This is a genomic window from Sphingomonas sp. GC_Shp_3 (genome assembly GCF_026540945.1).
GTDB lineage: Bacteria > Pseudomonadota > Alphaproteobacteria > Sphingomonadales > Sphingomonadaceae > Sphingomonas.
The window spans coordinates 1,049,149-1,075,114 of record NZ_JALNUT010000001.1; the positions used below are offsets into that span (position 1 = coordinate 1,049,149).

Genomic DNA, 25,966 nt, shown 5'->3' on the forward strand with positions numbered 1-25,966 from the left:
CCTCTGCACTCCCTCTTTTTCGCAAAAGGCGTCGCAGCCCGCCCCATGAAGTCCATCGACCGCTACATGGCCCGGCTGATCGCAGTGCCGCTGTTCTCGACGCTCATCATCTCCGCGATGCTGCTCGTGCTCGACCGTATGTTGCGGCTGTTCGATTTCGTCGCGACGGAGGGCGGCCCGATCAGCGTGGTGTGGCGGATGCTCGCCAACCTGCTGCCCGAATATCTTGGCCTCGGCATTCCGATCGGGCTTCTGCTCGGCGTGCTGCTCGCGTTCCGCCGGCTCGCCACCACGTCCGAACTCGATGTGATGCGGGCAGTCGGCATGAGCTATCCGCGGATGCTGTTTGTCCCGTTCCTCTACGCCATCGCACTGGCGGCGGTGAACTTCGCGATCGTCGGCTTCATCCAGCCGGATGCGCGCTACTCCTACGAAAAGCTGCGGTTCGAGCTGCGCACGGGTGCGCTAGGTGCGTCGATCAAGGTGGGCGAATTCACGCACTTTCCCAACGGTGGCACGGTACGGATCGAGCGAAGCCGGGAGGGCGGACGCAAGCTGTCGGGTATCTTCGTGCAATATGCCGACAAGAAGGGCGCGTGGTATGCGGTCACCGCGAAATCCGGACAGTTCCTCGCCACCGACAACCCGGACGAGATCATCTTCCGGCTGACGCAGGGTACGATGGTCAACAAGGCGGCCACTTTTGCAACGCCGCGCGTGCTGACCTTCACCTCGCACGATCTGCCGATCGCGCTGCCGAAAATGGAGAATTTCCGCAGCCAGGGCAGCAGCAACCTGGAGATGACGCTGCCGACCCTGGCGCATAATGGGCACGATCCACGCGCCGACAAGCAGGTACGCGACACCAGTCGAGCCGCGTTCCACTTCCGCATCGTCGAAGTCTTCACGATGTTCCTGCTGCCGCTGCTCGGTCTTGCGCTGGGCGTGCCACCGAAACGGTCGTCCTCCGCGCTCGGTGTGATCCTCGGCATCGTGATGATCGTGGCGTATCACAAGGTGAACGAATACGGCATGGCGGTCGGCGGGCTTGGCAAGATCGACCCGGTGATCGCGTTGTGGGGACCGTTCCTGCTATTCGCCAGCCTCGTGCTCTGGATGTTCTATACGATCGCGTTCGTGCCGGGCGGACAGCCGATCGGTGCGCTGGAACGTGGCGCGTCCAAAGCGGCCAAGGCGATCCGCCGGCTGCTGCCCAACCGCCGCCGGGGGGCAAAGGCATGAAAGCGTCCTCGCTGTTCCCGTCGCGGACGATCGCGATCTACATGGCGAAGTTGTTCCTGGTACGGACCTTCGCCATCCTCGGCGTGCTGGTGCTGATCCTGCAGTCGCTCGATCTGCTCACCGAATCCGGCAAAGTCCTCGCCTACCACGGCAATGGCGATGCCCAGATCTGGCATTATATCGGGTTGCGTATTCCGCAGATCCTCTCGACCTTCCTGCCCTATTCTGTGCTGCTCGGCGCGATCATCACGCTGACGACGTTAAATCAAAACAGCGAGGTCATCGCGTTGAAGGCATCCGGTCTGTCGGCGCATCAGATCCTCGCGCCGTTGATCGTGGCGAGCTTCGGTGTCGCGATCCTGTCGTTCGGCTTCAACGACCGGATCGTCGTGCGCGCGACCGCCACGCTGGACCAATGGCAGAAGGTCAATTACGGCCCACTGCCGATCGACCGCGGCGACCGGTCGAACGTATGGGTCCGCGATGGCGACGATCTGATCCAGGTTGGCCAGATCAAGGGACGCGGCAATGCGGCGATCCTCGGCGATGTTACGCTGTTCGATCGTGAGGGCGGCTCGCTCGAGCGAATCATCAAGGCACCGCATGGCAAGCGCGAGGGTGACGGCTGGCGGGTGTGGCCGGCGACACGGTTCGACATCGCCGCTGACAAGGCGGTCGCGGTCGGCTCGATCGTGATCGGGCACGGCGTGCGGCCGGATCAATTCTCGCTCGCCAGCGTCGATGCGGACGGCCTTTCCTTTGCCGATCTGCATTCCGCCATCGACGACCTGAACGCCGCTGGCCGGCCTACAGCATCGCTGGAGGGCACGTTGTGGCACAAACTGTCGGGACCGCTTTCGGCGATGCTGATGCCGCTGCTCGGTGCGGTGGCGGCGTTCGGCATCGCGCGATCGGGCAAGCTCTTCGTGCGTGCGGTGATCGGCATGGGCCTCGGGTTTCTGTACTTCGTCGCCGATAATTTCGCGCTGGCGATGGGCAATCTCGGCGCCTACCCGCCGTTCCTCGCTGCCTGGGGTGCGTTCCTGCTGTTCCTGATGATCGGCGAGACTGTGCTGATCCGCACCGAGGAATAACGGCAGTGCTGCTCATCATCGGCACGATCCGGCTTCCGGCGGAGAATGTCGCCGCCGCGCGAGGCGCGATGACGGCAATGGCGACGGCGTCACGGCGTGAGGATGGCTGTATCGAATATGGCTATGCCGAGGACGTGCTCGATCCAGGCCTGATCCACGTCAAGGAACGCTGGCGCGACCGCGCCGCACTCGACGCGCACTTTCAGGCGCCACACATCGCGGCGTGGCGCGCAGCCTGGCCGACATTCGGCATCGGTGAGCGGTCGCTGACGTTATACGAAATCGACGCAGGCCGAGCGATCTGACCTGACGGCGCGGACGCTTTAGCGCCGCCGCATCGTGCTGCGCACCAGTCGCGGCACCAGCACGCCAAGCCCTGCGTGGTTCGCGCCGTGATATGGTGATGCCTCGCCAACGACAGCGACCAGGCGCCGGTGCGCCTCGCCGAGCGCGTGATACGGCACGCTCGGCACGAGATGGTGCAGCGCATGGTAGCGCAAGCCGACCGGAGCCCACAGGAACGGCAGGTAGCTGGGCGGCGGCACGTTGACGCTGTCGAGATATTGCGCGGTGACGCTCATCGCCTCGCCATCGTTCTCCCATAGATGGGCAACGAGCGTCCGAACCTGATTGAGCAGGGTCGACATCGCATAAATGCCAAGGAAGATCGCAAACGCGCGAAGCGGTATCACCCCCGTTGCCACCATCGCTACCAGCGAGACAGCCCAAACGCTCGCCGCCCCCTCCATGCACAGCCAGCGCGTGCGCGCATCACCCTCAGCCGGACGACGCCGGAACGCCGGATTGATCGCCAGCGACGATGCCTGTTCAACCAGCCATTTGCGCAAGCGCGGGAACACCAGCGCCAGCGGCACCAGTACCGCATAGCGCAGCACCAGCGCAACCGGCGCGAGCAGCGCGGTCAGCACGAACAGCGGCAGCGTCCAGGGCTTCATCAGCGCGAGCGGAAGATATTCGGGATCTTCGACGGTGCCATAGCGCGTGCGCGAGTGATGGAGGTTGTGGACACCCTCGTACATGAACGACGGCACCATCATTGGGATGCCGAACAGCAGGTTCCAACCCAGCCGGAAGCCGGGAACAGCGCTGGCCTTCATGTGCGTGATCTCGTGAACGAAACTGCCCGCGCGGTACAGCGCAAGCACCGCCACGACACCGGCGAGGATCGCCCAGGGCGACACCCACAGGATCGCCACCGCCAGCGCCGCATATCCGACCGCCGCCGAGCCGAGGAAATCGGTCCAGTAGATCGCCGGGTTAGGGGTGTGCAGCTCGCGCGTGAGATCGGCGGCGGCGCGCAGCATCGCCTTGTCGTCCAGCGTGCGGCCGGGAACCGTGCGCATCACGGGTGCGACGTCGGCGGTGTCGCGTGGAGTGAAGGTCGTGCTCGTCATGGGTGTATCCATTGCCCTAACATAGTGGCTTTATGGTGGCAGTGACAGGGGCAGCCGGTAACCGCTTGACGTAGCGCGCGCGCTGCGGCTTGTGCAGCGCGCGCGACGGGAGTGCGCGACGCTGCAGCGAGAGGGACTACCGTGGCTACACGAGATTTCAAGATCCGGCCGATCGACAGCAAGGCCGATCGCAAGAAATTCATCGACCTGCCCTTCCGGCTGTACAAGGACGATCCCAACTGGGTGCCGCCGCTGAAGGGTGAAGCGCTCGGGCTCATCACGCCGGCGAAGAACGGCTGGTTCAGCCACGCCAAGGCGCAACTGTTCCTCGCCGAGCGCGGCGGTACCGTCGTTGGCCGCATCTCCGCGCATATCGATACGCTCGCGCTGGAGATGCCGAGCGATCAGGGCTTCGGCCCGGGCTGCGGTCAGTTCGGCCTGCTTGATGCGGAAGACGAAACGATCGCTGCAGCACTTATCGAGACGGCGGAGGACTGGCTGCGCGGGCAAGGCATGAACCGCGTGCTGGGACCGATCAGCATGTCGATCTGGGAGGAGCCGGGCCTGCTGATCCAAGGCTACGACCATCCGCCGACGATCATGATGGGCCATGCCAAACCCGAATATCGCGGCTGGATCGAGCGGGCGGGCTACCATTCGGTCAAGCAGTTGCTCACCTACGAGCTGGACATCCGCAAGGAATTCCCGCCGATCGTGCAGCGCATCATCAAATCGGGCGAAAAGAACCCGCGCATCGTCGTGCGCGAGGTGAACAAGAACAAATTCGATGAAGAGGCAGCGATCATTCTCGCCATTCTCAACGATGCATGGTCGGACAATTGGGGGTTCGTTCCCCTCACCCCGCCCGAAATCAAGGATGTCGGCGTCAAGCTAAAGCCGATCGTGTTCAACGACCTGATCCGCATCGCCGAGCTGGATGGCCGGCCGGTGGCGTTCATGATTACGCTGCCGGATCTCAACGAGGCGATCGCCCCGTTCAAGGGCAATCTGTTCCCGTTCAACGTCATCAAGCTGCTGTGGTGGCTGCGCAAACCCAAGGTACGGACGATGCGCGTGCCGCTGATGGGTGTCGTGAAGGAATTGCAGGCATCGCGCATGGCGAGCCAGCTCGCCTTCATGATGATCGAATATATCCGCCGTACATCGGTAGCGAACTATGGATCGACCCGCAGCGAGATCGGCTGGATCCTCGACGACAATCAAGGAATGCGGTCGATCGCTGAGACGATCAACTGCGACATCAACAAGATCTATCAGGTCTACGAAAAGGCTCTGTAAGCCGGGGCGCGGCGCCTGGGGTGAGCCGGGCGCCGCAACGACATCCCTGCGCCCTCAGTTCTTGGCGAGCGGGTCGATGCCGGTCAGGTCGATCCAGTCCTTGCGGGTGCGGCATTCCTTGTGCGGGATGATCGAGCCGGTGACCGTCGCGATGATGCAGTAGCGCGTCTCGCGAACGCGCTGCATGGTTGAAGCAGGGGTCGTCGGAGTGATGACGGGAGCGCCGTCGATCAGGTTCGCACCGGCGCTGACGGGGGCGGCGATCGAGGGTGCTGCAGCGAGCGAAGCGACGGCAGCAGCGGCGAGCAAGGTAAGTTTGAACATGACGTTTCCTCCGTGTCGTGGCGAATTGCGCCACGACATGGGAGTTGCACGCGCCGTGCCAACTTTCTGTATCGAGTAATTTCAATGAGTTAGCTATGCACACGCTTTTGACTACAGGTGTAGGCGGCGAATCAGTAGCGTTTTTCGCTAAATGTTGGCTGGTCAGCAAATTAGGTTGGCTGCCGTCGTCGTAAGCCAGCCACGGTACGACCATAGTGCGCTAGGATCATCTGCGCGGGCCAGCTTGCGGTGCCAAGTTCTACGGTGAAACAACGGCACTCGACCGAACAGCCGTCGGATCACGAGCTGCGCCAACGTGTTTTAAAAAGCATCGAAGCGGGCCCTACGCAGACTGGCTCTCGCGGTCGAAATATCAACCGCCGTTAGCAAAACCGAACTTTGATGAGACGGCTCGATACGCCGCGCAGACCGTCAGGATCATACTGTAATAATGAGTATCTTAACGGTTCAAATCTAGACGAGATTCGCCCAGGTCATGCGCAACGGCAGACCTAATACCCACGGAACGTGGACTGAAGTATCAAATCTGCGCCCACGGAAGCGCACTCGGCGACGGCACTCGAAACGGGATCGCCGCAGGTAATGCGGTGATCCCGTATGCAATTCACCGAACGCGCGGACCGCCGAACGGCAGCGGCGGCGGGGGGCGGCGATCACGGCGCGGGAGCTGCGCCTGATAGGCATGGCCGCAGTGCGCCACACAGTACGGAAAACCAGGATTCACCTTGTCACCGCAGAAGTGGAAGTCCGGTTCGCCGGGGTGTCCGAGCGGCCATTTGCAAATTCGATCACTAAGATCGAGCAGACTGGTCTTGCCTGCCATGTCGGCGGAGGGCTTGGCGGGAACCAGCCGGCGCGGCGGCGCGGGCGTGATCGGCGCCTGCTGTTCGCCGGGCGATTGGCGTAGGAACCCGCCGGGGCCAACCGACCGCAACACCGGCTGCGGGGCTGCGACGGGTGCCGGCGCGGCGGTGCGCTCCTCGATTTCGTCCTCGTCGTCGATCTCATCCGTGTCGACCGGCTGCACAGCAGGCTCCGGCGCGACTTCGGCGGGTCGCGGCGGCGGTGGTGGTGGTGGTGGCGCAGCGACGACCGGTTTTGGCGTGGGCGCCTCGGCGGCCGGCTTGGGCGCAGCTTCGACGGCGGCAGCGGCGGGCTCGTTCGGCTTGACCGGCGACGGGCGCGATTGCAGACCAAGGCGATGCGCCTTGCCGATCACCGCATTGCGGCTGACCTGGCCAAGCGCCTCCGCGATCTGGCTGGCGGTCTGGCCGTCCTCCCACATCTTTTTCAGCGTATCGATCCGTTCGTCGGTCCAGGCCATTCAACAATCTTCCCTACGTGCCGGGTTGCGGGCAGTGGCGGCAGCGACTAACCGATCGCGCCATGAGCAGCCAGCCCCCAATCGGTGAAATCCAGTCGGCGGTTCGCAACGCTCCCGGCGTTCCCGTCATCAAGGACGTGAACTGGGGCGGCCTGCGAACGCTCTATATCAAGGAGGTGCGCCGTTTCTTCAAGGTCCACCTCCAGACGATCTGGGCGCCGGCGATCACGTCGCTGCTGTTCCTCATCGTCTTCACCATCGCGACCGGCGCAAAACGACCGGTCCTGGTCGGTGGAGTCACCGTTCCGTTCGCCGATTTCATCGCCCCCGGCCTCATCATCAGCCAGGGGATGATGGGGCCCGCCTTCGCCAACGCGAGCTTTTCGCTGCTCGCGGGCAAGATCCAGGGCACCATCGTCGATTATCTGATGCCGCCGCTCTCGACGCTGGAGGTGCTTGCCGCGCTGCTCGGCGGCGCGATGACGCGGGCGTTCATCGTCGGTTTCGTGGTGTGGTGCGCAATGGCGCTGTATCCGGGTGTGCACGTCACGCCGTCGCACCCGCTGGCGGTGCTGTGGTTCGGCTTCCTCGGCGCGGGTTTCCTGTCGCTGCTCGGCGTTCTGACGTCGATCTGGGCGCAGAAGTTCGACCATGCCGCCGCCGTGACGAACTTTGTGGTGGCGCCGCTGTCGCTGCTGTCTGGCACGTTCTATTCGGTCGACCGGCTCGCCCCTGCCTTCCGCGCGTTCAGCCACGCCAACCCGTTCTTCTACCTCATTTCCGGCTTCCGCTACGGCTTCCTCGGCACCGCCGACTCGCCGGTGTTGATCGGCAGCATCGTCGTGTTCTGTGTTGACGCTGCACTGTTTGTGCTGTGCTATCAATTGCTGGCACGCGGCTGGCGGCTGAAGAGCTGAGGCGCTTCACCGGTGTTGACGGCTTGGGGGCATGCCAAGTAAATGCCCTCTCCGGCGGCCCTGTTGGGGCCGCCTTTTTCGTTTCAGGAGGTCGTCGCCATGACAGTCACCCCACTCATGCCCGTGTACCCGCGCTGCGGCGTGCGCCCGGTGCGAGGCGAGGGCTGCTATCTGATCGGCGAGGACGGCACGCGCTATCTCGACATGGCGGCGGGCATCGCGGTCAACGCGCTCGGCCACGGCCACCCGCATCTCGTCAAGGCGATCGCCGAGCAAGCGGCAACGCTGATGCACGTCTCGAACCTGTACGGCAGCCCTCAGGGCGAACACCTCGCGCAGCGCATCGTCGACAACAGCTTTGCCGATACGGTGTTCTTCACCAATTCGGGGACCGAGGCGGTGGAATGCGCGATCAAGACCGCGCGGCGCTACCATTTCGTCAACGGCAATCCTGAGCGCACCACGCTCATCACCTTCAACAACGCGTTCCACGGCCGCACGATGGGCGCGATCTCCGCCACCAACCAGCCGAAGATGCGTGACGGGTTCGAGCCGCTGCTGCCGGGCTTCGCCTATGCGCCGTTCAACGATCTCGAGGCAGCGCTCGCTCTGATCGACGAGACCACCGCCGGCTTCATGGTCGAGACGATCCAGGGCGAAGGCGGCGTGTCGGCCGCCACGCCGGAGTTTCTGCAAGGCTTGCGCAAGGCGTGCGACGAACACGGCCTGCTGCTGGTGCTCGACGAAGTGCAGTGCGGATATGGCCGCACCGGCAAGATGTGGGGCTACGAGCATTACGGCATCACCCCCGACATCATGTCGTCGGCCAAGGGGATCGGCGGCGGCTTCCCGCTCGGCGCCTGCCTCGCCACCGAGGAGGCGGCGAAAGGCATGGTATTCGGCACGCACGGCTCGACCTACGGCGGCAACCCGCTGGCGATGGCGGCGGGTGAAGCGGTGCTTGACGTGATGCTCGAACCCGGTTTCCTCGAGAACGTCACCGCGATGGGCGAGCGGCTGCGCGGCGCGCTCGAACAGATGATTCCCAACCACGACGGCGTATTCGACAGCGTGCGCGGCAAGGGGCTGATGCTCGGCCTCAAGCTCAAGGATGCGGTGGTGGCACGCGATTTCGTTGCACACGCCCGCGATCAGCACGGATTGCTGACGGTGTCGGCGGGCGAGAACGTCGTGCGCGTACTGCCGCCGCTGGTGATCGAGGAAAGCCACGTCGCCGAGGCGATCGAGAAGCTGAGCGAAGCGGCACGCACCTACGTGCCGGCAAGCGACGACTGATCCTCCCCTCGTTCGCCCGAGCGCGGTAGCAGCCCCTGCCCCGAACGGTTCAAGGCCGATAGAAAGCGTGACGCAATGACCATACGCCACTTCCTCAGCCTCTCCGATGCGGGCGCCGATGGTATCGCCGCGATGCTGGCCGACGCGCTCGATCGCAAGGCGGCGCGCACCGGCTGGCCGAAGGGCAAGGCCGATGCCGACGCCCCGCTCGCCGGCCACACGCTGGCACTGGTGTTCGAGAAGAGTTCGACCCGCACCCGCGTTTCGTTCGATGCGGCGATCCGCCAGCTCGGCGGCGCGCCGGTGGTGCTCGACTCAGGGACTACGCAACTCGGTCGCGGCGAGACGGTGGCCGACACCGCGCGTGTCCTGTCGGGCTACTGCGACGCGATCATGCTGCGTACCGACGACCCCGCCAAACTCGAGGAAATGGCGCAGTATGCCACGGTGCCGGTCATCAACGGCCTCACCGATGGATCGCACCCATGCCAGATCATGGCCGACCTGTTGACGATCATCGAAAGCGGCAAGGCCCTGCCCGGCCTCAAGGTCGCGTGGCTGGGAGACGGCAACAACGTGCTCGCCTCGATCATCGAAGCGGCCGGATTGATGCAGTTCGACCTCGTCGCCGCCTGCCCGCAGGGTTTCATGCCGCCCGAGCGTGATCTTGCGCTGGGGCAAGGCCGCGCGCGCGTGGTTGCCGATCCGCGCGAGGCGGTGGAGGATGCCGACATAATCGTCACCGATACTTGGATTTCGATGGGGCAGCTTCATGCCGAGACCAAGCTCGCCGCGATGATGCCGTATCAGGTTACTGCCGCGCTGATGGCGCGCGCCAAGCCCGATGCGAAGTTCCTCCATTGTCTACCCGCGCACCGCGGCGAAGAGGTCACGGCAGAGATCATCGACGGTCCACAATCGCTGATCTGGCCGGAGGCGGAGAACCGGCTGCACTCGCAGAAGTCCATCCTGCGCTGGTGCTTCGGGCAGATCGGTTGATCGCAGCGAGCGGCTACCCCACATAGCCGTCCACACAATCGTCACCCCGGCGTCGGTCGGGTCTTCGCGGCCAGGGCACTCACGACTTCGGGGGACCTCAGCTTGCGCTGGGGTGACGCGGTGGCTGGCGGACGGCGTTGTCGCAGCCAGTTCGCCTGCGATGACGAAAGACCATGATGACTGACCAGACCTCTCCCGATCTCGACCTCGCGCTCGGTTTCACCATTCCCGCTCGCCATGCCCGCGGCCGCATCGTACGGCTCGGGCCGGTGCTGGAGCGTATCCTTTCCGCGCACGCCTACCCCGCGCCGATCGAAGCGCTGCTGGCGGACGCGCTGACGCTGACCGCGCTGATCGGCTCTACCCTGAAGGACGCGGGTGGGCAGCTCACGCTGCAAGCGCAGACCGACAACGGCATCGTCAGCCTGCTGGTGTGCGATTATCGCGGCGGTGAACTGCGCGGCTACGTGCAATACGACGCCGGCCGGCTGGCCGACGCGCCGGTGGACCCGAGTCTGTTCGCGCTGTTCGGCAGCGGCTACCTCGCGATCACGTTCGATCAGGCGACGACGGGCGAGCGCTACCAGGGCATAGTCCCGCTCGACGGCGATTCGATCGCGGATGCCGCCGCCAACTATTTCGTTCAGTCCGAGCAAATCCCGACGCTGATCCGGCTGGGTCGCGCAGCGAGCGGTCGCGTGACCGGTGGGCTGTTCCTGCAGCATCTGCCCGAGGGCGAGGAAGGCCGCGAGCGGTTGCATGTCCGGCAGGACCATCCCGAATGGGAGCATGTCGCACTGCTCGGCCAGACGATGGGCGCCGACGAGCTTACCGACGCAGCGCTGCCGCTGGAAACCTTAGTGTGGCGGCTGTTCAACGAGGAGCCGGAGGTGCGCACCCTAACCGCGCAGCCGATCGTGCGCGGCTGCCGCTGTTCGCCGGATTACATTGCCCAGGTGCTTGGCAAATTTCCGGTCGAGGAACAGCGCGAAATGGCCGACGAGGCCGGTGTGATCACGGTGGATTGCGCGTTCTGCGCGCAAAAATTCCCGATTATGATCGAAGATCGTTGCGAAAGCTGAACGACATTGAAACCTGCCACACAAAACCCTAAGTTCTGTACCAAGCGGTAGCGCCTGCGGATGCGCAGGGGGTTTTGGGGTTATGACGATGCGAATGTGGCGGGTTTTGAGCGCGGCCGTGGGCGCGCTGTTGGTGGGCGGCGCCACGATGGCGGCAGCGCCTCAACGGACAGCATCGACCGCGCTCTCGCGGCTCCAGACCGGTCGGTACGAATTGAAAGAGGTCGGCTCGCTGGCTGAACCCCGGGTGGTTTGTCTGGCCGACGCGGCCATGCTGATCCAACTTCAGCAACCCGACACGCAATGTTCACGCCTGATCGTCGCGGATGGCGCCGACAGCACCACGATCAACTACACGTGCGTTGGTGGCGGCCATGGCCGCACGGTGGTGACGATCACCACGCCCAGATCCTTCGACCTGCAGACACAGGGAATTTCGAGCGGCGCACCCTTTGACATCGACTATCAGGGGCGGCGGGTTGGCGCGTGTGGGCCGCGGTCCACTGCCGCACGTTAAAGCTTTGGTGACGCGTTTCGTCTAGCAGGGTGAGGTATGCTTCTGGCATGCTTTTTCCCATAGCGCCCGACCTAGGGCACTCCTTGGGCCGTCTTCGGGCGGCCCACTTTTCATGCGCGGCATTGCGCCGAATGGCGCCGTGTCGTAAATCGATGGGATCATGACAAACGGTAAGACTTTGGCGGTCGCCCTGATCTCGGGCGGACTCGACTCGATGGTATCGGCCGCGCGTGCACGTGAGGACGGGCACCGGCTGCTGGCACTGTCGATCGATTACAACCAGCGCCATCACATCGAACTCTCGGCTGCCCGGGAGATCGCACGCGCGCTGGGCGCGGAACGTCACGTCGTGCTGCCGCTCGATCTGTCGGCGTTCGGCGGCTCCGCGCTGACAGCGGACATCGACGTCCCGAAAGACGGCGTTGGCGACGGCATTCCCGTCACCTACGTGCCGGCACGCAACACGATCTTCCTTAGCCTGGCGCTTGGCTGGGCGGAGGCGGCGGGCGCGCGCGACCTGTACATCGGCGTCAACGCGCTGGATTATTCAGGCTATCCGGATTGCCGACCCGAATTCATCAAGGCGTTTGAGGACATGGCCGAGCTCGCCACCAAGGCTGGGGTCGAAGGCTCGCCGTTTCGCATCCAGGCCCCGCTGCAACATATGACCAAGGCCGATATCGTGCGCGAGGCGGCCCGGCTCGGGCTGGACGCGGGGATGAGCTGGTCGTGCTACGATCCCGCGCCGGGCGGTTTGCACTGCGGCCAGTGCGACAGTTGCCGGCTGCGCTCAAAGGGGTTCAGCGACGCGGGGCTGCCCGATCCCACCGCCTACGCCGCCTGATGTCCTACGCCGTCAAGGAGATGTTCCTCACGCTGCAAGGCGAAGGGGTAAATGCCGGCCGCCGCGCCGTGTTCGTGCGCTTCGCGGGATGCAACCTCTGGTCAGGGCGTGAAGAAGACCGGGCGAGCGCGATCTGTAAATTCTGCGATACCGATTTCGTCGGTATGAACGGGCTCGGCGGCGGGCGCTTCGCGGATGCCGTCGCGTTGGCGTCTGCGGTCGCCGCGTTCTGGGGAGAGGGTGCGGAGGCGAGGTTCGTGGTGCTGACCGGGGGCGAGCCGATGCTTCAGGTCGATGATGCGGTGGTGGCGGCGCTGCACGCGGCCGGCTTCACCATCGCGATCGAAACCAATGGAACACTGCCGGTGCATCCGGGTGTGGATTGGGTCTGCGTCAGCCCCAAGGCCGGTAGCGATGTCGTGCAGCGCTCGGGCGACGAACTGAAATTGGTGTGGCCGCAAGCCGGCAGCGATCCGCTCGCGATGGAAAACTGGAACTTCGCGCATTTCCTCGTCCAGCCGATGGACGACGTGCGTGCGGCGGAAAACCAGGCAGAGGCGATCGCGCTCGCGATGGCCCGCCCGAAGTGGCGGCTTAGTCTCCAGACGCACAAATATCTCGGCCTCCGCTGAGCGTCAGCCAGCGGGTATACTCTGATTTCCAGCTACGTTTCCGATAACTTCGCGTAGTGATAGCGCGTCGTCTAACCGGCGCTCGCGCGTGCGGCAAAGCCTTGTGCAATCAATCAATATTAGGCCATTGATCGTTTTCCTCGATCGTGTCGAATGAACATCCCAATTTCTGCACCGCAGCATCCCGCCCTATATCAGCTTGGTCACTGCAAAGGAGCATGCGTATGTCGATTATCGGCAAGGCGATCAAACCGTTCACCGCGACCGCGTACAAAGAAGGCAAGTTCGTCGACGTCACCGATGCCGACGTGAAGGGCAAGTGGTCGGTCTTCTTCTTCTATCCGGCCGATTTCACCTTCGTCTGCCCGACCGAACTCGAAGACCTCGCCGATATCTATCCGACGCTTCAGAAGATGGGCGTTGAGGTTTACTCGGTGTCGACCGACACGCATTTCAGCCACAAGGCATGGCACGACACGTCGCCGGCCATCGGCAAGATCAACTACTACATGCTGGGCGACCAGAACCACGTGATCTCGAACAACTTCGATATCCTGCGTGAAGGCGTCGGCCTCGCCGATCGCGGCACGTTCGTCGCCGATCCGGACGGCGTCGTCCAGCTCGTCGAGATCACGCCCGAGGGCGTGGGCCGCAACGCTGCCGAACTGCTCCGCAAGATCAAGGCCGCGCAGTACTGGGCTTCGCATCCTGGCGAAGTGTGCCCGGCCAAGTGGGAAGAGGGTGAGACCACGCTTGCCCCGTCGTTCGATCTCGTCGGCAAGATCTAACCAATAGCCCCTCGGGGTCGCATGTGGCCCGGGGTGGATCAACCTCCGCCCCGGGCCATTTTATTGTAAACACTTGAGGATTTCACCCATGCTTGATGCCAATGTGTCCCAGCAGCTCAAGACCTATCTGGTCAACATCACGCAGCCGATCGAACTGGTCGCGTCACTCGACGACTCGCCCAAGTCGAAGGAAATGGGTGCCCTGCTGGATGATATCGCCGCGCTGTCCGACAAGATCACGGTCGTGACGCGAGACCACGCACGCAAGCCGAGCTTCCTGATTCATCGCACCGGCACAGACATCGGCGTGCGCTTCGCCGGCCTGCCGATGGGGCATGAGTTCACCAGTCTGGTGCTGGCGCTGCTGCAAGTCGGTGGGCATCCGTCCAAGGCCGCCGCAGACGTGATCGAGCAGGTCAAGAACCTGGACGGCGACTTCACCTTCGAGACGTATTTCTCGCTCACCTGCCAGAACTGCCCGGACGTGGTGCAGGCGCTCAACCTGATGGCGGTTCTCAATCCGCGCATCAAGCACACCGCGATCGACGGCGGCCTGTTCAAGGCCGAGGTCGACGAGCGCAAGATCATGGCGGTGCCGACGGTATTCCTCAACGGCGAACCGTTCGCGAGCGGCCGCATGGAACTCGAGCAGATCGTCGCCAAGATCGACTCCGGCGCGGAGAAGCGCGCCGCCGAGAAGATCAAGACCAAGGCTCCGTTCGACGTGCTGATCGTCGGTGGTGGCCCGGCCGGCGCGGCGGCAGCCGTGTATACCGCGCGGAAAGGCATCCGCACCGGCATTGCCGCCGAGCGGTTCGGCGGTCAGGTTATGGACACGATGGGGATCGAGAACTTCATCTCGGTGCCGCAGACCGAAGGTCCGCGTTTCGCCAACGATCTGGAACGACACGTGCGCGACTATGACGTCGACATCATGAACCTCCAGCGTGCCGAGAAGATCGTCCCCGCCAGCGAGCTCGGCGGTCTGCACGAAGTCCACCTCGCCAACGGGGCGATGCTGAAGACGCGCACGCTGATCCTCTCGACCGGTGCGCGCTGGCGGCAGATGGGCGTGCCGGGCGAGGAGCAGTATAAGAACAAAGGTGTCGCCTATTGCCCGCACTGCGACGGCCCGCTGTTCAAGGGCAAGCGCGTCGCGGTGATCGGCGGCGGTAACTCCGGTGTCGAGGCGGCGATCGACCTTGCCGGCATCGTCGGCCATGTCACGCTGATCGAATATGATTCCGATCTGCGCGCGGATGCAGTGTTGCAGCGCAAGCTCGCCAGCCTGCCCAACGTCAAGATCATCACGTCGGCACTGACCACCGAAGTGATCGGCGACGGCGAGAAGGTTGCGGGCCTGACCTATAAGGACCGCAACCACGACACGCTTCACCAGATCGAACTGGAAGGCATCTTCGTGCAGATCGGCTTGGTGCCCAACACCGAGTTCCTGCGTGAGACGGTGGCACTCTCCCCGCGCGGCGAGATCGAGGTGGATCATCGCGGCGAGACGTCGCGCCCCGGCATCTTCGCGGCGGGTGATGCGACCACCACGCCTTACAAGCAGATCGTGATCGCGGCGGGCGAAGGCGCGAAGGCGGCGCTGTCCGCGTTCGACTTCCTGATCCGCAACGAGCCGGTCAATGCCGCCGAGCAGGAATTGATCGCGGCCGAATAAGCACCCGACCCGTCGGGGACCGACACCGCCGCGTCGGCTTTGGCTGGCGCGGCGGTTTGCGTTACAAGGGCATACCCCAAGCAACGGAGCGAAGCCGCTGGCTGCCACCTACCTCCCTACGCTGAAACAACTGCAATATCTCGTCGCATTGCAGGATCACGGCCATTTCGGCCGGGCGGCGGATGCGTGTTACGTTACCCAGTCGACGCTGTCGGCCGGCATTCGCGAGCTGGAGACGCTGATCGGCGTGGTGCTGGTCGAGCGGACGCGGCGGGTGGTGCGCTTCACGCCGCTGGGCGACCGGATCGCTGACAAGGCACGGCGCGTGCTGCGCGAGGCGGAGGAGCTGGGCGACATGGCGCGCGCGGCCGGCCGTCCGCTGTCCGGCGACATGCGGATGAGTGTGATCCCCACGATCGCACCCTTCATGCTGCCACGGATCCTGCCGCGCCTGCGCCGCGATTACCCTGAGCTGCGCCTGTTTCTGCGCGAGGAAGCCAGCGGCCAAGCGTGCGAGGGGCTTAGCCACGGTCGCACCGATTGCGTGCTGTTGGCGCTGCCCTATGCGTGCGGTGAGGTGACCTCGCAGGTGTTGTTCGAGGATCGGCTGTTCCTGGCGGGTTCGGAAAGCGAGATCGGCAAGAGCGGCGTCAGTGTCGGTGCCGACGCAATCGACGAAACACGCCTGCTGTTGCTTGAGGACGGGCATTGCCTGAAAGACCATGCGCTCGCGGCGTGCAACCGACCGGAGTTGCGCGCGGAGGCGACGATGCTCGGCACGTCGCTGCATACGATCGTGCAGATGGTCGACAATGGTCTCGGCGTGACGATGTTACCGGAAATGGCGCTTGCCGCAGGTATTCTCGACCATACCGGGCTGGTCGCGCGGCCTTTGTCTGCGGCCAATCCATCCCGCGCAATCGCGTTGGTCTGGCGGCGTGCTTCACCACGCGAGAAAGACTTCCAGTTGCTTGCCGATGCATTGGCGGAGTCACATTGATCTACACCGCGAAGAAACCATTTCGGCCCTGATCCGTATTTCCTGTGAGCGCCCACATCGGCGCTACCGTTTTTGTATGGAGAAACCGATGATCCGCACCACCACGCTTAGCCTCGCCGCGATCAGCGCACTGATGATGGCCACGAGCGGCACCGCGCAGATGGCGCCCCAGACCGGCACGCCCGCCACGGGTCAGGCCACCACCGGCACCGCTGCTACGGGCACCGCTCAGACCGGCACGACGATGCCGGCAGCCCCCGCGACTGGCACCGCCCCCGCCGGCCAAACCGCGCCGAACCCGATGGTCGGCGGCGTCGCGATGGACGCGACCAAGACGATCGTTGCGAACGCCAGCGTTGCGCCGAACCTGACCACGCTGGTCAAGGCCGTTACCGCCGCCGGGCTCGTCCAGACGCTGTCCGGGCCGGGTCCGTTCACCGTTTTCGCACCCACGGACGCGGCGTTCGCCCGCCTTGCCCCAGGCACCGTCGACACGCTGCTGAAGCCGGCAAACAAGGCGACGCTTACCAAGGTGCTGACCTATCACGTCGTGCCCGGCAAGATCACCATTGCACAGTTGACCGCGCAGGCCACTGCCGCCGGCGGCACCACCACGCTGACCACGGTCGAGGGTGAACCGCTCAAGGTGACCGTCAACGGCAACGTCGTCGAATTGTCCGACGTCAACGGCAACAAGAGCTACATCTCGACCGCCGACGTGATGCAGTCGAATGGTGTCGTCCATGTCGTCAACGGCGTGTTGCTGCCCAAACTGGGCTAATCACCGAACAGGTGACTGGCTAAAATTCGGGGCGCGTGTCGGGTGGCACGCGCCCCGAACCGTTTGGGGCGCGAGCAGCGAATCCCTGTCTGCTCGCGGGGCGGATCGACGTCAGGTAAACTACCCTTCCGAGCCTTGTCTGGACACCGGCACCCCGGCACTTCAAGCGTGGCGAACGATGTGCTGGCGGTGAGGCTTAATCGATCCACCGCGCCGCGGCCGCATCATCGCTGCCGCGTGGCTCGACCCATCGTTCTCCGGCGGCGAGCGTTTCTTTCTTCCAGAACGGCGCTTCGGTCTTGAGCCGGTCGATCAGGAACGCGCACGCCTCCAGCGCGGCCGCGCGGTGCCGCGCCGCAGTTCCGACGAACACCACCAGATCACCAGGCACCATCCGTCCCACGCGATGCGTCACACGCACGCCGGTCAGATCCCAACGCGCCGCAGCGGCCTCGGCCAACACCTGCAGAGCCGCTTCCGTCGCGCCGGGATAATGTTCAAGCGTCAGCGCCGCCACGCCGTCGTCGGCACGCACGATGCCGGTAAAGGTGGCGACACCCCCTGCCCCGCTTGCGGCAATCGCGGCATGTTCCGCGCCGACCTCGATAGGCGCGGGATCTACGGTCACGGCGATCATCCGCCCGTCACCGGTGGAAAGATCGCGATTTCGCGTGGGTGGCCGAGCGTTGCCTCAAGCGGGACGAAAACCTGGTCGATCGCCGCACGCAGCCGCGCCGGTTCCGCAAACGCCTCGGCATGGCCATCGCTGCGTCCGGCAAGCCACCCGACCAGGTCGGCAACGGTCGAAAGGCTGTCCGGCAGGTTCAGCGTTTCCGCGCCCACGCCGATCTTCTCGCGAACCCACGCGAAATACAGGATCTCGGTCGCCATGCTCAGTCCATATGCTTCAAACCGACGCGGAGGTAATCCCAGCCGGTGATGAGGGTAAGTGCCGCCGCACCCCACAAGGCGACGAGGCTTATAAGGTGCAGCACCGGCCATTCCGGCAGTGCACCCGCCAGGATCAACCCGCCGAGCGCGATCAGTTGCAGCGTCGTCTTCCACTTGGCGAGCCGCGACACCGGCACCGACACCTGCAACTGCGCAAGGAACTCGCGCAGACCCGAAACGGCGATCTCGCGCAGCAGGATGATGAGGCCCGCGATCAGGTTGCCACCGGCGATGTCGCGATCCGCGACAAGCAACAGGATGACCGCCGCGACCATGATCTTGTCCGCGATCGGATCGAGAAAGATACCGAGCTTCGACACGGCACCCTGCGCACGCGCGAGATAGCCGTCGAAATAGTCGGTGATCCCCATCAGGCAGTAGAGCGCAAAACCGATGCCGTAACCCGGCGTCCATGCCGGCCACCAAAGCGCCCAGACGAGCAACGGCACGGCGACGATTCGCGACAAGGTAAGCAGGTTGGGTAGCGTCAGCATCCCCCTCCCTAGCCTCGCCGCGCGCCCTGCGAAAGCCGCCGCGCATGAACGGCACATGACAAGCGGGTTGCCGCTGCCGTGCGCGCTCGGCTATGCGTTGCCATCTTTTCGCTATTCACAGACCACGGACCCCTACATGCTCAACGCGCTCGGCTTACTGAAGGAGCGCCGATTCCTCCCACTTTTCGCAACGCAGTTTCTGGGAGCCTTCAACGATAATCTGTTCAAGACCGCCATGGTCCTGTTCGCGACTTACCAGATTTATCACAATCCGTCGGGCGAACAGAATTTCAATGCGCTCGCCACCGCTATCGGCATTATCCCGTTTTTCCTGCTGTCGGCCTTGTCCGGGCAATTGGCGGACACGCACGACAAGGCAACGATCATCCGCATCGTCAAGACGGCGGAGGTCGGCATCATGCTGCTCGGCGCGGGCGGCTTGCTGGTAGCGTATTCCGGGCTGACCACGCTCGGCATGGTGATGATGCTGTCCGCCGTGCTGTGCCTCGGCGTCCACTCCGCGTTTTTCGGGCCGATCAAATATGCGATCCTGCCGCAGCATCTCGACGATCACGAGGTGTTGGGCGGTACCGGGCTGGTCGAGGCGGGCACGTATCTCGCCATTCTGATCGGCACCGTCGCCGCCGGGCTGCTGTCTGTGCGTGGCACCGCGATCACCGTTCTGGTGGTGGCGGGCGTGGGCTGGCTGATGGGATTGCTGGTGCCGACCGCGCCGCGACAAGGACCGGCGCTGAAGGTGAACTTCAACCCGTTCACGTCGTCTTGGCGGCTCATCAACGCCACCATGCACGTGCCGCGACTGTTCATGGCGATCTGCGCGATCAGCTTTTTCTGGACGATGGGCGCGATCCTCATCATCATCTTCCCGCCGCTGGTGAAGAACGTGCTGACCGCAGACAAGCAGGTTTCAACCTTCGTGATCGCGTTGTTCTCGGTTGGCGTGGCGATCGGTTCGGTTGCGATCAACGCGATGCTGGGCGGCAAGACCTCGGCCAAGTTCGCGCCGTTCTGCGTGCTGGCGATGGGCGGGTGCATCGTCGTATTTTCGCTTCTGACGCGAACCTTCCCGCATGCGCCTGACGGCACGCTTTACGGCCTCACCGCGTTTTTGGAGACGCCACACGGCGTGTTGATCGTGATCGCGCTGATGGCCGTCGCGGTGACCGGCGGGATGTTCGTGGTGCCGCTTTACGCGTTCCTCACGACCACCGTCGCCAAGGACCAGACCGCCCGAACCGTCGCCGCAAACAACGTCGTCAATTCCGGCGCGATGGTGGTCGGCGCACTGCTGGTTCAGGCATTGACGTTGACCGGGATCACACCGGAAAACATGCTGTTCGTGGTCGCGGCGATGTCGCCGATCTCGGCGCTGCTCGCGTACAAGCTGCACCTCGCCTGCGACTGAGCGACACCGCTCAGTTGGTCAGAAGATGAACGTGTAAAAGCAGATGAAGAACGCCGTGAAGCTCAACACGAAGAGCTTCAGGTCGGTGTCTTCGCTACGCCGCGCCTCGAGGGCGTGTGCGATCGCGAGCGACTGGCGGAGGGGGTGGCGTGGCGCCGGGGCGGGAAGGCTATAGCGAGTCTGCATGGCGAAGTGTTAACGCGCCGTTTACACTTTCGACCATCACAACTTGCGGTTAATACCTATCCCGTTTTGGAGCACTTCCCGCGCGCTCTCCGCCATGCGCTACAATTAGCGCGTCACCGCTTCGAGCATGTCGGTGAAACGCCGCCGCCACCAGAATACGTCTTCCTGCTCGATATTGTCCATCAACTTGCGCCACCGCGCCTTTCGCTCCGCAAGCGGCATGGCGAGTGCGGTGGCGATCGCGTCGGAGACTTCCTCCGGACTGTGCGGGTTGACCAGCAATGCATCGGTAAGCTGCTCGGCGGCACCCGCGAAACGCGACAGGATCAGCACGCCGGGATCGTCCTCGTCCTGCGCGGCGACATATTCCTTGGCGACGAGGTTCATGCCGTCCCGCAGCGGCGTCACCAGAGCGACCCGTGCCGCCCGGTACATGCCGGCAAGCTCCCCGCGCGGATAGCCTTTGTTGACGTAGCGGATCGGCACCCACTCCACGTTGGAGAACTCGCCGTTAATGCGTCCCGACAAGGAGTCCAGCGTCGCGCGGATCTCTTGATAGCTCTGCACTTCCCCCCGCGAAGGTGGCGCGATCTGGAGCAGGAAGACGTGGCCGTGCTGTTCGGCATTGGCACTCAGGAACCGTTCGTAGCCGAGGAACCGCTCCTGCAAGCCCTTGGAATAGTCCAGCCGGTCGACGCCGATCATCATGGTGCGGCCATCGGCACTGTCGCGCATCCGCTTGAAGCGCACGCGAGCGGTTTCGCTGGTGGCGCTGTCGCGGAAATCCTTGGTGTCGATACCGATCGGGTCGGCGATCAGGCGGACGCTGTGGCCGTCATACGTCATCACGCCGCCTTCATCGATCTCCGCACCGAACTGCGAGCGCGCATAATCGCGGAACGCGTCGAGCGAATCCTCGGTCTGGAAGCCGATAACGTCGTAGGCGAACATCGACTCGACCAGCTGCCGGTGGCTCGGCAGCGACAGCAGCAACCGCGTCGGCGGCCAGGGTATATGGAGGAAGAAGCCGATCCGGTTCTTGCACTTGCGTGCCCGCAACTCGCGGCCGAGCGGAATAAGGTGGTAATCGTTGACCCACATGAGGTCATCGCGCTCGATCAACGGTGCCACCGTCTCGGCGAAGCGGGCGTTGACGCGTTCGTACCCGCCGGCGAACCCACGTTCGTATTCGGCAAGGTCGATGCGGTAGTGGAACAGCGGCCACAAGGTGCGATTGGCGAAGCCGTTGTAATATTCGTCGACATCCTGTGCCTCCAGGTCGATCGTTGCGGTAGCGACCCCCTGGTTGCGCTGGAAGTTGATCTGGCCGGTGAAGACGTCGGTCTCCTCGCCGGACCAGCCGAACCACAGCCCTGAGCTTTCGCGCAACGCCGAGGACAAGGCTACGGCAAGACCGCCCTGCGCGCCACCGCCGCTTGGTGCGGAAACGCGGTTCGAGATAACAATCAGGCGGCTCATCGCACAGAACTCCAAGGTTTACTGAGCAACCCGGCACAGTTGATTAACCCGACCAACGAATAGGTTTGCGGGTAGTTTCCCCACAACTCGCCGCTGGTTGGATCTATGTCTTCCGAGAGCAGGCCCGCGGCGGTACGGCGCGATACCATCTCCTCGAACAGCGCGCGTGCATCGGCGTCGCGGCCGGTGGCGTGCAACGCCTCGATCAACCAAAACGTGCAGACGTTGAAGGCGGTTTCCGGCAGGCCGAAATCGTCCTCCGTTGCATACCGCAGCATGTTCGATCCACGCCGTAGCCCCGCCTCGACCGCCTCCAGCGTGCCGCGAAAGCGCGGATCGTCAGGCGCGAGGAAGCGCAGGTCGAGCAGCTGGATCAGACTTGCGTCGAGATCGTCGCCGCCGAACGTGGCGGAGAGATGCCGTCTGTCCTCACGCCAAGCCGCGCTCTCGATCCGCTCTCGCATCGTCGCGGCGCGCGCGCACCAGAAGCGTCGCCGCTCCTCCAGCCCGAGTGCGAAAGCGGCGTTGCCGAGCCGGTCGCACGCCGCCCAGCACATCGCGGCGGAATAGGTGTGGACGTGGCTGCGCGTGCGCAACTCCCACAGGCCAGCGTCCGGCTTGTCGTAGACCGCCCAGGCCCGTTCGCCGATCGCCTCCAATGCGCGGAAATCCTCGACAGTGGCGCTGCGAAACAGTCGCTTGTCGAAGAACGCCTGCGCATTGCACAGGATGATCTGACCATACGCGTCATGCTGGATCTGTTCGTACGCCTGATTACCGACGCGGACCGGCCCCATACCACGGTAGCCGTTGAGCGCGGGGGCGAACCGCTCCTCCAGCGTCGCCTCACCCCCCACGCCGTATAGCGGCTGGATATGCCCACCCTTCGCACTGTCGACGATGTTGCGGAGATACTCGAGATATCCCTCCAGCACATCGAGCGCGCCGAGCCGGTTCAGCGCCTGCACCGTGTAATAGGCGTCGCGGATCCAGCAGTAACGATAGTCCCAGTTGCGCTCGCTATTGGCGTGCTCGGGGATCGAGGTGGTGAGCGCCGCCACGATCGCGCCGGTTTCCTCGTGCTGGCACAGCTTCAGCGTGATCGCGGCGCGGATGACAGCCTCCTGCCATTCGAGCGGTGTCGCAAGGCCACGCACCCAGTGTCGCCATTCATCGGCGGTACGCTCGAGCATCACCTCGATCGTAGCGGGCAGCTCGCCTGCAAAACTCTCGTCTGGGCCAAGAAAGAAGTAGATCGGGCGCTCCACCCGGAACAGCCGCTCCTCGCGGACCCAGTCCACCGGGGCGTTGGTGGAGAGCCGCAGCGTCATCTTGTCGTTGAGATAGCGGACGTGGTTGGAACCTTGCGTCTGCTCGACATCGGCGCCGCCCCAGTCCCGCGCCGGGCGCAATCGGGTGCGCATACGCGGGCTACCCGCTACCGGCCGCACGATCCGTGCGAACGCAACCGGGCGATAGGTGCGACCGTGACGCACGTAGCGCGGACAGAAGTCGGTGACTTCGATCGCGTTGCCCGCGTCGTCCTCGTGCCGCGTTATCAGGATCGGCGTGTTGTGGACGTAGCGTTGCGTGGTGGTGGTCGCACCGTCGAGGTCGATCTCCCAGAAGCCACGCGCGCCCTCGCCGCTGCGTGGGGCATCATCGAGCAGCGAACAGAACACCGGATCGCCATCGACGCGCGGCACGCATCCCCAGGAAAAGCGACCCATCCGGTCGACCAGTGCGGATACCTGACAATTTCCGATCGGCCACAGGTCGAGCGACGCGGTCATGCCCCTCCACCGTTAAGCCATGCCCGCACCGCCGCCGGATCGGGAAGGCCATAGTCCGCCGCCGTGGCGCGCGGAGGTCCGACGAGAATGCCGTGCCCGCCAGCCGCACGCGCTGCCACGAAGGCACTTTCGTCGGTCACATCGTCGCCGATGAACAACGGCGTCGTGCCCTGCATCTCCGGCCGCTTCATCAGCCGCGCGACCGCAATGCCCTTGTCACTACCGGCCACCCGCAACTCGACCATCATCTTGCCATGCTGGACGGCGAGTTCATGCTCCGCGCCGAGCCTTTCGGCGAGCAGCAGCGCACGTGTCTCGAACTCGGGCGCAAGGCGAAAGTGCAACGCGACACCGAAGCTCTTCTCCTCGATGATGACACCCGCCTGGCCTGCACTTGCCGCTCGCATTTCGGCAGCAACGTCGAGCAGGCTATCCGGTCGAACCGGATGTGCGGAAATGCCGTGCCAGCGATGTTCGCAACCATGGCTTCCCGACAGCGCGATCATCTGCGCGACAGGCCCGAGGAGCGTATCGAGCTGAGCGATCGAGCGCCCGCTGATGATGGCGATGCGTCCACCCATCTGCCTGGCCAGCTTGGTCAGCAGCTCGGCAAGCGCGGCATCGACCGTGACGTCGTCCGGGCGATCGGCAAGATCGACGAGCGTGCCATCGAAATCGAGGAGGAGACTTGCGGAATCCAGCAGATCGCGCGGCGGGGCGGGCAAAAGCGTTGCGTCCGTGGCGGCGGACATCCGTTTCTCCTTCGGTGATGATCCGTGCGGTCTGAGACGCGTCGTTACGGATCAGGTATGATCTAGCATTCATTGGACGAGTGGCGGCGCAAAGGGTTCCGCTGCACCGCTGCAAAAGACAGCGTGCGGTGCCTGCCGCCATGACGCAGCTTGGCGTGCGGCTGAAGCCGGTGTGCACCCGACCTTCGCCTCGTGCACACCAATGGGCGAGCGGCTGGCACGGCAAACCTCGCTTCGATCAGCCTCGGCCGCGCACACACCGTCAGTTGGTGATCGGCACCTTCGGCACGAGCACGGGGTCTGCCAGCGATTGCGCCTGCTTCAACACGCGCAGCGCATTCCCACCCCAAACTTTGCCGATGTCCGCCGGGCTGTAGCCTGCCTTCAACAGAGCCGCAGTCACCTTAGGATAAGCGGTGATGTCGTTCAGGCCATCCACGCCGCCGCCGCCATCAAAGTCGCCGCTGATCCCGACATGGTCGATGCCGACCAGTTTGATCGCGTGCAGCAGATGCGCCATGAACATGTCAAACGTCGCGCGCGGTGCCGGGAACTGCGTCTGGATCGCCTTGCGTCGCGCGATGAGTGCCCGGCGTTCCGTGACCGTCATCGTGTCGGCCTTTTCATAGCCGGTCATCAATTCCTTCATCGCCGCGTCCCGCGCGGCACTCGCGGCCGGTGCATCGACCATGTAGCCGCTGTACGCGTTGATCTGGATGACGCCGCCCTTCGCCGCGACCAGCTTGGCATCGTCATCCGACACATTGCGCGGGTTGTTGTGGACCGCGCGCATGCCGGAATGCGACAGGATGATCGGTGCGCTCGACAATTGCGCGATCTGGCGCAGCACGTCGTCCGACGCATGGCTGACGTCGAGCACCACACCGAGCCGGTTCGCCATCGCGACAGCATCCTTGCCTTTGGGTGAAAGGCCGTGCCACTCGGGAGCATCGGTTGCGCTGTCGGCGAGATCGTTGTTTTTGAAGTGGACGAGCCCCATCATCGTCACGCCGAGGCCGCGAAACGTGCGCATCAGCGTGAGATCGCCCTCGAACGGATAACCGTTTTCCATGCTCATGAAAACGAAACGCTTGTGCGCGGCAACCGCACGCGCCGCATCGTCGGCATTCAGCGCGAGCGAGAAGACGTCGCTGTGCTTGGCAACCATTTCGCGGATCTGCACCGCGCGCTGTATGCCGAAATCGCGCGCGGCGATATCTCCCGCCGGCGTACGTGGACCGGACGGCGTGTAGATCGCGAAGAACCCGCCATCCACGCCGCCCTGCACCATGCGCGGGTAATCGACCTGATCGCCGTCGCTATCGGTGGCGTGCCGGTCCATGATACTCCAGCCCGGCCGTCCCAGGTTGGCGGGCGTATCGAAATGGGTGTCGAGCACGACGAGTTGTTCGTGGATCGCGCGCGCCGAATCAACAGCGGCCTTTCGGGCGGTGACGGAGTTGGTTGTCGCAAGAGTGAGCGCCGCGCCTCCGCAAAGCGCGATCACGTGTCGAGTCCGTCGATTGAGCACAGCACCACCCCTTTTGTTTGCAGGTGCAGCATTGAGTGCGGCGCAGGGTTCGTCAAGCGGAGCGGCTTTAGTCGGCTCATTCTCGGCTTTGATCATAC

The 25,966-nt window shown here is 64.1% G+C and carries 27 protein-coding genes; 16 read left to right on the plus strand and 11 right to left on the minus strand.

Going from position 1 to position 25,966, the window contains the following annotated elements; all coding sequences use genetic code 11:
• The first annotated feature begins 45 nt into the window (after positions 1-45).
• Genes lptF through OXR00_RS05185 form a run of 3 tightly spaced genes read left to right on the plus strand, consistent with a single transcriptional unit; the run spans position 46 to position 2,641 of the window.
• Positions 46-1,242 carry an LPS export ABC transporter permease LptF gene (gene lptF, locus OXR00_RS05175; protein ID WP_267386979.1) on the plus strand — a complete coding sequence of 399 codons (1,197 nt, stop codon included), beginning with the start codon at positions 46-48 and terminating at the stop codon, positions 1,240-1,242.
• Positions 1,239-2,336 (plus strand): LPS export ABC transporter permease LptG, encoded by a 1,098-nt coding sequence (gene lptG / locus OXR00_RS05180; RefSeq protein WP_267386980.1) that lies wholly within the window; start codon positions 1,239-1,241, stop codon positions 2,334-2,336. The genes lptF and lptG overlap by 4 nt, the downstream gene beginning before the upstream one ends.
• Before the next feature lie 5 nt (positions 2,337-2,341).
• Positions 2,342-2,641 (plus strand): putative quinol monooxygenase, encoded by a 300-nt coding sequence (locus OXR00_RS05185; RefSeq protein ID WP_242146857.1) that lies wholly within the window; start codon positions 2,342-2,344, stop codon positions 2,639-2,641.
• Positions 2,642-2,659: 18 nt separating this feature from the next.
• Here OXR00_RS05185 and OXR00_RS05190 read toward each other — a convergent pair whose 3' ends face one another.
• Positions 2,660-3,700 (minus strand): fatty acid desaturase, encoded by a 1,041-nt coding sequence (locus OXR00_RS05190; RefSeq protein ID WP_267387152.1) that lies wholly within the window; start codon positions 3,698-3,700, stop codon positions 2,660-2,662.
• 192 nt (positions 3,701-3,892) lie between these two features.
• On the opposite strand from OXR00_RS05190, the gene OXR00_RS05195 reads away from it, so the two are divergent.
• The gene (locus tag OXR00_RS05195; protein ID WP_242146859.1) at positions 3,893-5,050 is read left to right on the plus strand and encodes an N-acetyltransferase; all 1,158 of its coding nucleotides are present in this window, start codon (positions 3,893-3,895) and stop codon (positions 5,048-5,050) included.
• Between the two features lie 54 nt (positions 5,051-5,104).
• On the opposite strand, the gene OXR00_RS05200 is transcribed toward OXR00_RS05195, so the two are convergent.
• Both OXR00_RS05200 and OXR00_RS05205 read right to left on the minus strand, forming a co-directional pair.
• Complete coding sequence (locus OXR00_RS05200) at positions 5,105-5,374, minus strand: hypothetical protein (protein WP_267386981.1); 270 nt, start codon at positions 5,372-5,374, stop codon at positions 5,105-5,107.
• A gap of 625 nt (positions 5,375-5,999) precedes the next feature.
• Complete coding sequence (locus OXR00_RS05205) at positions 6,000-6,719, minus strand: GcrA family cell cycle regulator (RefSeq protein WP_267386982.1); 720 nt, start codon at positions 6,717-6,719, stop codon at positions 6,000-6,002.
• 62 nt (positions 6,720-6,781) lie between these two features.
• Between OXR00_RS05205 and OXR00_RS05210 the strand changes: the two genes are divergently transcribed.
• The 11 genes from OXR00_RS05210 to OXR00_RS05260 all read left to right on the plus strand — a co-directional run bounded on the left by OXR00_RS05210 (position 6,782) and on the right by OXR00_RS05260 (position 17,256).
• Positions 6,782-7,636 (plus strand): ABC transporter permease, encoded by an 855-nt coding sequence (locus tag OXR00_RS05210; RefSeq protein ID WP_267386983.1) that lies wholly within the window; start codon positions 6,782-6,784, stop codon positions 7,634-7,636.
• A gap of 99 nt (positions 7,637-7,735) precedes the next feature.
• Positions 7,736-8,932: an aspartate aminotransferase family protein gene (locus tag OXR00_RS05215; protein ID WP_267386984.1), complete on the plus strand. Its 1,197-nt coding sequence runs from the start codon at positions 7,736-7,738 to the stop codon at positions 8,930-8,932.
• A gap of 75 nt (positions 8,933-9,007) precedes the next feature.
• On the plus strand, positions 9,008-9,931 hold the full coding sequence (gene argF / locus OXR00_RS05220) for an ornithine carbamoyltransferase (RefSeq protein WP_267386985.1): 924 nt from the start codon (positions 9,008-9,010) through the stop codon (positions 9,929-9,931).
• A 176-nt stretch (positions 9,932-10,107) separates the two neighbouring features.
• Positions 10,108-11,013, plus strand: a complete 906-nt coding sequence (locus OXR00_RS05225) for an Hsp33 family molecular chaperone HslO (RefSeq protein WP_242147174.1) — start codon at positions 10,108-10,110, stop codon at positions 11,011-11,013.
• Between the two features lie 106 nt (positions 11,014-11,119).
• Positions 11,120-11,530 (plus strand): DUF3617 family protein, encoded by a 411-nt coding sequence (locus OXR00_RS05230; protein ID WP_267386986.1) that lies wholly within the window; start codon positions 11,120-11,122, stop codon positions 11,528-11,530.
• Positions 11,531-11,690: 160 nt separating this feature from the next.
• Entirely contained in the window at positions 11,691-12,374 is a 684-nt protein-coding gene (gene queC, locus OXR00_RS05235; RefSeq protein WP_267386987.1) for a 7-cyano-7-deazaguanine synthase QueC, read from the plus strand.
• The gene (queE, locus tag OXR00_RS05240; protein WP_267386988.1) at positions 12,374-13,006 is read left to right on the plus strand and encodes a 7-carboxy-7-deazaguanine synthase; all 633 of its coding nucleotides are present in this window, start codon (positions 12,374-12,376) and stop codon (positions 13,004-13,006) included. Before queC ends, queE begins: the two co-directional genes overlap by 1 nt.
• Before the next feature lie 224 nt (positions 13,007-13,230).
• On the plus strand, positions 13,231-13,794 hold the full coding sequence (ahpC, locus tag OXR00_RS05245) for an alkyl hydroperoxide reductase subunit C (protein ID WP_267386989.1): 564 nt from the start codon (positions 13,231-13,233) through the stop codon (positions 13,792-13,794).
• Positions 13,795-13,882: 88 nt separating this feature from the next.
• Positions 13,883-15,475, plus strand: coding sequence for an alkyl hydroperoxide reductase subunit F (gene ahpF / locus OXR00_RS05250; RefSeq protein WP_267386990.1), 1,593 nt, complete (start codon positions 13,883-13,885; stop codon positions 15,473-15,475).
• A gap of 97 nt (positions 15,476-15,572) precedes the next feature.
• Entirely contained in the window at positions 15,573-16,475 is a 903-nt protein-coding gene (locus OXR00_RS05255; protein WP_267387153.1) for a hydrogen peroxide-inducible genes activator, read from the plus strand.
• Between the two features lie 88 nt (positions 16,476-16,563).
• Positions 16,564-17,256 carry a fasciclin domain-containing protein gene (locus OXR00_RS05260; RefSeq protein ID WP_267386991.1) on the plus strand — a complete coding sequence of 231 codons (693 nt, stop codon included), beginning with the start codon at positions 16,564-16,566 and terminating at the stop codon, positions 17,254-17,256.
• Positions 17,257-17,452: 196 nt separating this feature from the next.
• On the opposite strand, the gene OXR00_RS05265 is transcribed toward OXR00_RS05260, so the two are convergent.
• From OXR00_RS05265 to pgsA, 3 genes are read right to left on the minus strand one after another with little or no spacing between them, the layout of a single operon-like run.
• Complete coding sequence (locus OXR00_RS05265; protein ID WP_267386993.1) at positions 17,453-17,893, minus strand: molybdenum cofactor biosynthesis protein MoaE; 441 nt, start codon at positions 17,891-17,893, stop codon at positions 17,453-17,455.
• Positions 17,890-18,147: a molybdopterin converting factor subunit 1 gene (moaD, locus tag OXR00_RS05270; protein WP_267386995.1), complete on the minus strand. Its 258-nt coding sequence runs from the start codon at positions 18,145-18,147 to the stop codon at positions 17,890-17,892. Before moaD ends, OXR00_RS05265 begins: the two co-directional genes overlap by 4 nt.
• Before the next feature lie 2 nt (positions 18,148-18,149).
• Positions 18,150-18,701 (minus strand): CDP-diacylglycerol--glycerol-3-phosphate 3-phosphatidyltransferase, encoded by a 552-nt coding sequence (gene pgsA, locus OXR00_RS05275; protein ID WP_242146885.1) that lies wholly within the window; start codon positions 18,699-18,701, stop codon positions 18,150-18,152.
• 136 nt (positions 18,702-18,837) lie between these two features.
• On the opposite strand from pgsA, the gene OXR00_RS05280 reads away from it, so the two are divergent.
• Positions 18,838-20,127, plus strand: coding sequence for an MFS transporter (locus OXR00_RS05280; protein WP_242147178.1), 1,290 nt, complete (start codon positions 18,838-18,840; stop codon positions 20,125-20,127).
• Positions 20,128-20,145: 18 nt separating this feature from the next.
• On the opposite strand, the gene OXR00_RS05285 is transcribed toward OXR00_RS05280, so the two are convergent.
• The 5 genes from OXR00_RS05285 to OXR00_RS05305 all read right to left on the minus strand — a co-directional run bounded on the left by OXR00_RS05285 (position 20,146) and on the right by OXR00_RS05305 (position 25,844).
• Positions 20,146-20,313 (minus strand): hypothetical protein, encoded by a 168-nt coding sequence (locus OXR00_RS05285; RefSeq protein WP_242146887.1) that lies wholly within the window; start codon positions 20,311-20,313, stop codon positions 20,146-20,148.
• 105 nt (positions 20,314-20,418) lie between these two features.
• Complete coding sequence (locus tag OXR00_RS05290; RefSeq protein WP_267386996.1) at positions 20,419-21,792, minus strand: trehalose-6-phosphate synthase; 1,374 nt, start codon at positions 21,790-21,792, stop codon at positions 20,419-20,421.
• Positions 21,789-23,585: a glycoside hydrolase family 15 protein gene (locus tag OXR00_RS05295; RefSeq protein WP_267386997.1), complete on the minus strand. Its 1,797-nt coding sequence runs from the start codon at positions 23,583-23,585 to the stop codon at positions 21,789-21,791. The genes OXR00_RS05290 and OXR00_RS05295 overlap by 4 nt, the downstream gene beginning before the upstream one ends.
• On the minus strand, positions 23,582-24,337 hold the full coding sequence (gene otsB, locus OXR00_RS05300; protein ID WP_267386998.1) for a trehalose-phosphatase: 756 nt from the start codon (positions 24,335-24,337) through the stop codon (positions 23,582-23,584). The genes OXR00_RS05295 and otsB overlap by 4 nt, the downstream gene beginning before the upstream one ends.
• Positions 24,338-24,599: 262 nt before the next feature.
• Positions 24,600-25,844 carry a membrane dipeptidase gene (locus tag OXR00_RS05305; RefSeq protein ID WP_267386999.1) on the minus strand — a complete coding sequence of 415 codons (1,245 nt, stop codon included), beginning with the start codon at positions 25,842-25,844 and terminating at the stop codon, positions 24,600-24,602.
• Positions 25,845-25,966 lie beyond the last annotated feature (122 nt).